Below are 6,286 nucleotides of genomic sequence, written 5' to 3' on the forward strand. Positions count from 1 at the left end.
ATTTAAAACAATATGTAAATGAAATTTTAAAAAATCACCACGATGAACGTGTATTTAGCTTTGAATTTGATGGGCAAAAATTTTGGTTAAAACGCATTGAAAAGAGCATCGAAGGCAGCTTTTTAACTAAAATTTTTAAACCAAACCCTTATAGGTCATTTGTCGCTGAGATAAAAAAGCTTGAAATTTTAAACGAGGCAAATGCCCCTGCGCCAAAACTCGTGCTAAAAAGTGATGAATTTTTCGTTATAGAAGATGTTGGTGAGCCAGTTGCTAGGCTATTTAAATATAGCACCGATGAAAATTTTAAGCATGAAATTTTACTAAAAGCAGCCCGCGCATTAGCTGGACTTCACGCGCTAAATTTCGCACACGGACGCCCAGCACTTAGGGATATCGCCATAAAAAATGACGAGATAAATTTTATTGATTTTGAGTCAAAATTTTTTAGCGATGATCTAGAGCTTAGAAAGTGTCGTGATCTGCTAGTTTTCATTCACGAGCTCTACCGACAAAAAATTTCAAATGAGCTTGTAAAAGAGGCGATTGATGAGTACGTTAAGGCTAATGGCAGCGAAATTTACGAGCACTCTTTGCGCTTAATAGTGAAATTTAAGCCACTTTACTACCTGCTAAGGCCGTTTAAATTTTTAGATAAAAAAGATCTAAATGCGGCTATTTCAACATTTGAGCTACTTTTGCCAGCCGCAAAATCCAAAATCACTTCAAGATAACTAAAAAATAATCTTCTAAATTTTATCTCTGCTTAACAAAAAATAAATTAATATTCGTTATTAAAATTAAAAGGAGATATATGCTTTTCAAGCGTAACAAAATCATTTTCAACATCCACCTAATAATCGGTCTGATCGCGACTATACCGCTACTTATCATGACACTTGCAGCACCATTTGCCTCTTATAGAGAGGAGATAAAATCTGCGATAAATGAAAAATATATAAATTTAACGCCTAGTGAAAAGCCAAATTTAAGCCTAAGTGAGATCCTCACAAAAGCAAAAAACGAGATCAAATTTGACACTCTTGAAAACGTACAAATCGGCGGTAAAAACAAAGCTTATAGCATCAGCGTCACTAAAGATAAAAAGCCCTTAAATTTCTTCATCGATCCAAGAAATGGCGAGGTGATCAGCGAAGATTTGGGCGAGAAAACTCGCATGATAATACTAAGCCTGCATAGAAATTTAGGCCTTGCCCTGCTTGATAGTAAGGTCCCAGCCAACATCGGCAAGCAAATAGTCGCCATTAGCTCGATCATCATGGCGCTTCTTGCCATCAGCGGTCTCATCCTCTACGCACCAGCGATCAAGCGAAATTTCCTAAATTCGCTCAAAATCAAGCCAAGCGCAAAGGGCTACGCCTGCTTTTACAACCTCCACACGAGCCTTGGCACCTACGTGGCGATCCTGCTTGTCGTGATGTCGCTAACTGGCCTTTACTGGTCTTATGGCTGGGTGCGAAGCAGCGTAAATAGCATATTTTTTGACCTAAAGCCAAGCGAGATGAAAAAATCAGCACCGCAGCGAAATTTGATCCCGATAAGTGACGAAAAATTTAAAGAGATCGAGGCTGCAGAGCAAATTTTTAAAGAAAATGTCACGCTAGAGCTAAAATCAATTACCATAAACGTGCCTGAAAACAACCAAAGCACCTACACCATAAACTACGAAACTGCCGAGAGTCAGGTAGGTAAACTAAAGCTTGACGCAAGCGCTGGCAAGATCAAAGAAAATAAGCTTGTTAGCAAGGCTGAAAGCATCCCAGAGGCCAAAAAAGCTGGCCGCAAAGTGCTTAGTGTGCATACTGGAGAGATCTTTGGCGAGGTCGGTCAGGTCGTCTTTGCCATCTCTTGCATGATCGCCGTTTTACTAATAATAACTGGCTTTTTGATGACCATAAAAAGGAGCAAAGCAGTCTAAATAAAAGTAAATTTTTACCTTGCTTTGGGTAAGATTTTAAGAAATTTTTACCACAAACAAGAGAGAAATTTATGAACAGAAAACGCATTTACAACCCAAGTTCAAATGAAAATTTGACCGACAGAAGAGTCTTTAACGGCAATCCACACGGCATTTTAAATTTCACCAAGGCAAAATACGAGTGGGCGTTAAAGCTTTGGGACCTCATGGAGGCCAACACCTGGTTTCCAAAAGAGGTCGACACCACAGACGACGTGCGCGACTACGCCTACAACCTTACAGAGGCCGAAAAACGCATGTACGACCTCGTCTGGAGCCAGCTCATCTCGATGGATAGCTTCCAGACGAACAACCTAGCTGACAACATCAACCCTTACATCACCGCACCAGAGATCAACGCCGTGCTAAGCCGCCAAGCCTACGAAGAGGCAAACCACAGCAAGTCTTACGCTGTCATGGTCGAGGCGATCTGTGACAACACCGACCTCATCTACGAGATGGAGAAGCACGACGACGTATTGCGCGAGAAAAACGACTACATTTCAAGCGTCTACGAGGAGCTTGCAGGCGAAGTGACTGACGAGAAGCTACTTCTTGCGATGGTGGCAAACCAAATTTTAGAGGGCATTTATTTTTACAGCGGCTTTACGGCGATCTACGCTCTAGCTCGCGCTGGCAAGATGCTAGGCTCAGCACAGATGATCCGCTTCATCCAACGTGACGAGATCACGCACCTGCTTTTGTTTCAAAACATGATAAATTCGGTCCGCAAGGAAAGGCCTGACCTTTTCACAGCTGAAACCGAGGCGAAAATTTATGATATGTTTGAAAAAGCTGGAAATTTAGAGATAAAATGGGGCAAATACATCACCCAAAACCAAATAATGGGCTTTACAGACGATATCATCGAGCAGTATATCCACTATCTCATCGACCAGCGCCTAGTTGCGATCGGCCTAAAACGCAAATACAACGTCGCTCATCCGATCAAATGGGTCGATGACTTTGCGAAATTTAACGACCAAAAGTCAAATTTCTTTGAAGCAAAGGTGACAAACTACAGCAAAGGAAGTATCAGCTTTGACGACTTTTAAAAATAGTATCTTATCCCTTGCCTGCGTGCTTTTGGCTGGGTGTGCGAGCAGTAGCAGCCAGAGGGCGATCGACATAGCAAATAAGGATCTATTAAATAGTTTTAACCCTTACATACTTGTCAAAACAGACGAAACCAAATATGTTATCATCTACCAAAGCATGCCAGCTGGCGATGTCCGGCCAAGTCTAGCACCTATCGGGTCTGCTCTTTTTGTCGATGTTTTAAAGCAGATAAATAGGGTATGTAGCTTTAAATCCACCGACCTAAAAGAGACTAGAGTGGTATATTTTGACGATAAAACCTCGTTTTCGTATGAAGTTTGGGTCTTTAACGATCCGCTTTCACAGCGTGATAACAAGACTACGGCCATAACAGTTTTGCTAAAGCCAACGCCTGAAATTGGCGGGACGGATATGGATTTTAGAATTCCAGAAAATTGCCATGCGCCAAAGCAAACTATATTTGTATTTGGAAAATAAATGAGCGAAAATTTAAACCTAATAAGCCTAACTTTAAAGGCACAAAATGCAACAGATCGCCTAGAAGAGCTTGCAAATTTAGTTGAGGCTGCGCCTGAAAACTCTCTCCTACTTGCAAGCGAGCTTTGCATCAGCGGCTACGACTTTGACGGCTTTTTTGCTGGGGCGAACAAAGCGATGCTTGGTGGCATGATAGGCAGCTTTGATGCGATGCTACTTGAGCGCTTGCAAGAGGCACTTAGCCCAGATAAATTTCTTGGTTTTACGCACCTTAGCAGCCTAAACAAAAGCGCAGGGCTCGCTCAAATTTCAAATTTAGCCGCTCATGAGCCAAAAATTTATAACGAATTTATACTTCTTAACTCAAGCAACGTCTTTCATTCGCAGTTTAAGGCTGAGCTTTTTAGACCAAATTTAGAGCACGAGATCTTTGCCGCCGGCGAGGTGAGCGATATAAATGCCTTTACATTTAAAGGGCTAAAGCTTGGCGTGCTCATATGCTTTGAGCTGCGTGATAGCAGGCTTTGGGCGAAGCTAAAGGGGTGCGATATCATCATGGTGCCAGCCATGTGGGGCAAGGCTAGAGAGGATGCCTACCTTAGCCTTTGCAAGGCACTTGCGATCGCAAATAACTGCTACGTCATGATCTCAAGCTCGCTAGATCTTGAGACCGCTGGGGTCTTTTTGCCAGACGGCACGCTAGAAGCAAGCGCGGTTTTTGACGCAAATTTGATCACGCAGATAAAGAAAAATTTAGGGCTTTTATAAATTTTAAGATAAGCTTTAAATCGTATAATAACGATTTAAAATTTGTTTAGGAAAGAAATTTTGACCCAACTAGAAGCGATAAAATGCCAAAATTTAGCTAGCGACATAGCCGACGAGATCACGCTAAGTCCGCTTTTGTTTGACGCGATATCAACGACCGAGCGTGAAATTTTCGTGCCTATCCCAGCACATGCTTACAAGCTTGACGCGCAGCCGATACTTGGCAACCAATGGATCAGCTCGCCGCTAACGGTAGCGAAGATGACCATGGCGCTAGAGTGCGAAAACGTGGATAACATCCTAGAGATAGGCTGTGGTAGCGGCTATCAAGCAGCGATACTAAGCAAGCTCGCACATAGAATTTTTAGCGTCGAGCGCATAGAAAAATTAGCCATGGAGGCCAAAAAACGCTTCGAGACGCTAAAGATCAAAAACGTGCACGTAAGATATGATGATGGCAACAACGGCTGGCGAAGCTACGCGCCGTTTGATAGGATTTTACTCTCGGCTGCTGCTGATGAGATATCGCCAAATTTATTTAGCCAGCTAAAAAATGGCGGTATCTTGGTCGCTCCGATTAAAAGAGATGGCAAGCAGTTTATCGCTAAATTTAGAAAAGACGAGAGCGGAAATTTAGAAAAAGAGTTTTTAGACGAGTGCCTTTTTGTACCACTTCTTGAGGGCAGAGGGTAGAGGCTTTTACCTCTACAACTACCACCTAACCAGCCACTCACCGCTAGGGTGCTGCGTAAATATAAGATCATCAAATTTTGTAGTTTCTTCGCCATCTGCCGTGATAAATGTAACACTAAAACTAAATGCGTTTTTGGCGATAAATTTCACATTTTCTATACTCTTGATATCGACGTTGTCGCTATAAATGTCACTAGCCCTTTTTAAATGGCTATCATCTCTTCGTAGCGCAGGTGCCCTTGTGCCACCTTCCATAAATTTATCATTTTTATTAGCCTTATAGCATGCCATATTTGCTAAAAATTCCTGCATCCTAGGCTTTGCACTATCAAATTTGGCTTGATACTCCTTTGGCACCTTAACGCCCAAAATAGCGCCTGGCACCGTCTGACCAACTAAATTTCTACTTTTTGTTAGCATTGGCTCGCTTTTTGGTTCGCAAAAGGCAAAGCTACCAAAAACGACACAAAACACAATGACAAGAAGCGATTTTGTTTTCATTTTTCTCCCTTTTAGATAAGAGCCATTCTATCTCGCGTCGCTTAAAGGTTGCCTGAGTTATAAATTTAAAGAACAAATGTGAGTTTTTAGGAAGGGCAAAGCCTAAGCCTTGCCATAAATTTAGAATTTATTAGAATTTATAAGTGTAGCCTGTGTAAATTCCCACACTTGTATCTCTTAGCTGAGCGCCGCTATTTTTCTTATAAAATGTCTTATCAGCTTTTAGACCAAACTCAAGCGCGTTGTGAGCGTCAAATGAGTACTGACCGCCAGCTTTTGCGCCAACTAGCAAGCCTTTGAAATTTTTCTTGCTAGTTTCGTTTTCAAAGCTTTGTCTAACACTTAGATAACCAAGACCAGCATAACCGCCAAGTACGGCTTTAAAGTTTTCAGTGATGTTTGGTGTGTAGTCAGCGCCTGCTATAAGCTTATGTTTGCTCCATTTTGCGTCTGACTCGCCAGCATTTTTTCTAGCTTTAAAGTCATAGTAGTAGCCACCATACGCTCTATAGCTGTCAAAATCATAACCGCCATAAAAGCCAAGTCCGTAGTGACCTTTGTTGAAGTTATTTTTTTCGCTTTTTGCGATATTTTTAGTTTTGATCTTTGAATTGAACGAATAATCGCCCTCGCCACCGACAAAAGCACCTTGCGCAAGTGCAGCTGAACTAACTAAAGCTAAAACCAAACTTGATTTTATAAGTAAATTTTTCATACTTCTCCTTTAAAAATTTTCGTGATTTTACTATTACGCGTTTAATCTATATGAAATTTAAATTTAACAAAGCCCTATTTTTCGCTCTTTTCAGC

The 6,286-nt window shown here is 41.5% G+C and carries 8 protein-coding genes; 6 read left to right on the plus strand and 2 right to left on the minus strand.

Features of this window, described 5'->3' with window-relative positions; genetic code table 11:
• The 6 genes from CYP84_RS01455 to CYP84_RS01480 form a co-directional block, all read left to right on the plus strand.
• Positions 1-734: spore coat protein (locus CYP84_RS01455; RefSeq protein WP_103636430.1), on the plus strand; the 734-nt coding region annotated here is incomplete at its 5' end.
• Between the two features lie 80 nt (positions 735-814).
• Positions 815-1,939: a PepSY-associated TM helix domain-containing protein gene (locus CYP84_RS01460; protein ID WP_103636431.1), complete on the plus strand. Its 1,125-nt coding sequence runs from the start codon at positions 815-817 to the stop codon at positions 1,937-1,939.
• Positions 1,940-2,010: 71 nt separating this feature from the next.
• Positions 2,011-3,033, plus strand: coding sequence for a ribonucleotide-diphosphate reductase subunit beta (locus CYP84_RS01465; protein ID WP_103636432.1), 1,023 nt, complete (start codon positions 2,011-2,013; stop codon positions 3,031-3,033).
• The gene (locus tag CYP84_RS01470) at positions 3,020-3,514 is read left to right on the plus strand and encodes a hypothetical protein (RefSeq protein WP_103636433.1); all 495 of its coding nucleotides are present in this window, start codon (positions 3,020-3,022) and stop codon (positions 3,512-3,514) included. The genes CYP84_RS01465 and CYP84_RS01470 overlap by 14 nt, the downstream gene beginning before the upstream one ends.
• Positions 3,515-4,282: a carbon-nitrogen hydrolase family protein gene (locus tag CYP84_RS01475; protein ID WP_103636434.1), complete on the plus strand. Its 768-nt coding sequence runs from the start codon at positions 3,515-3,517 to the stop codon at positions 4,280-4,282.
• A 60-nt stretch (positions 4,283-4,342) separates the two neighbouring features.
• On the plus strand, positions 4,343-4,975 hold the full coding sequence (locus tag CYP84_RS01480; protein ID WP_103636435.1) for a protein-L-isoaspartate(D-aspartate) O-methyltransferase: 633 nt from the start codon (positions 4,343-4,345) through the stop codon (positions 4,973-4,975).
• A gap of 18 nt (positions 4,976-4,993) precedes the next feature.
• On the opposite strand, the gene CYP84_RS01485 is transcribed toward CYP84_RS01480, so the two are convergent.
• Both CYP84_RS01485 and CYP84_RS01490 read right to left on the minus strand, forming a co-directional pair.
• Positions 4,994-5,476, minus strand: coding sequence for a hypothetical protein (locus CYP84_RS01485; RefSeq protein ID WP_103636436.1), 483 nt, complete (start codon positions 5,474-5,476; stop codon positions 4,994-4,996).
• Positions 5,477-5,606: 130 nt separating this feature from the next.
• Complete coding sequence (locus tag CYP84_RS01490) at positions 5,607-6,191, minus strand: hypothetical protein (RefSeq protein ID WP_103636437.1); 585 nt, start codon at positions 6,189-6,191, stop codon at positions 5,607-5,609.
• Between the last annotated feature and the right edge of the window lie 95 nt (positions 6,192-6,286).

This window comes from Campylobacter concisus, assembly GCF_002912425.1.
In the GTDB taxonomy this organism is placed as follows: domain Bacteria; phylum Campylobacterota; class Campylobacteria; order Campylobacterales; family Campylobacteraceae; genus Campylobacter_A; species Campylobacter_A concisus_AH.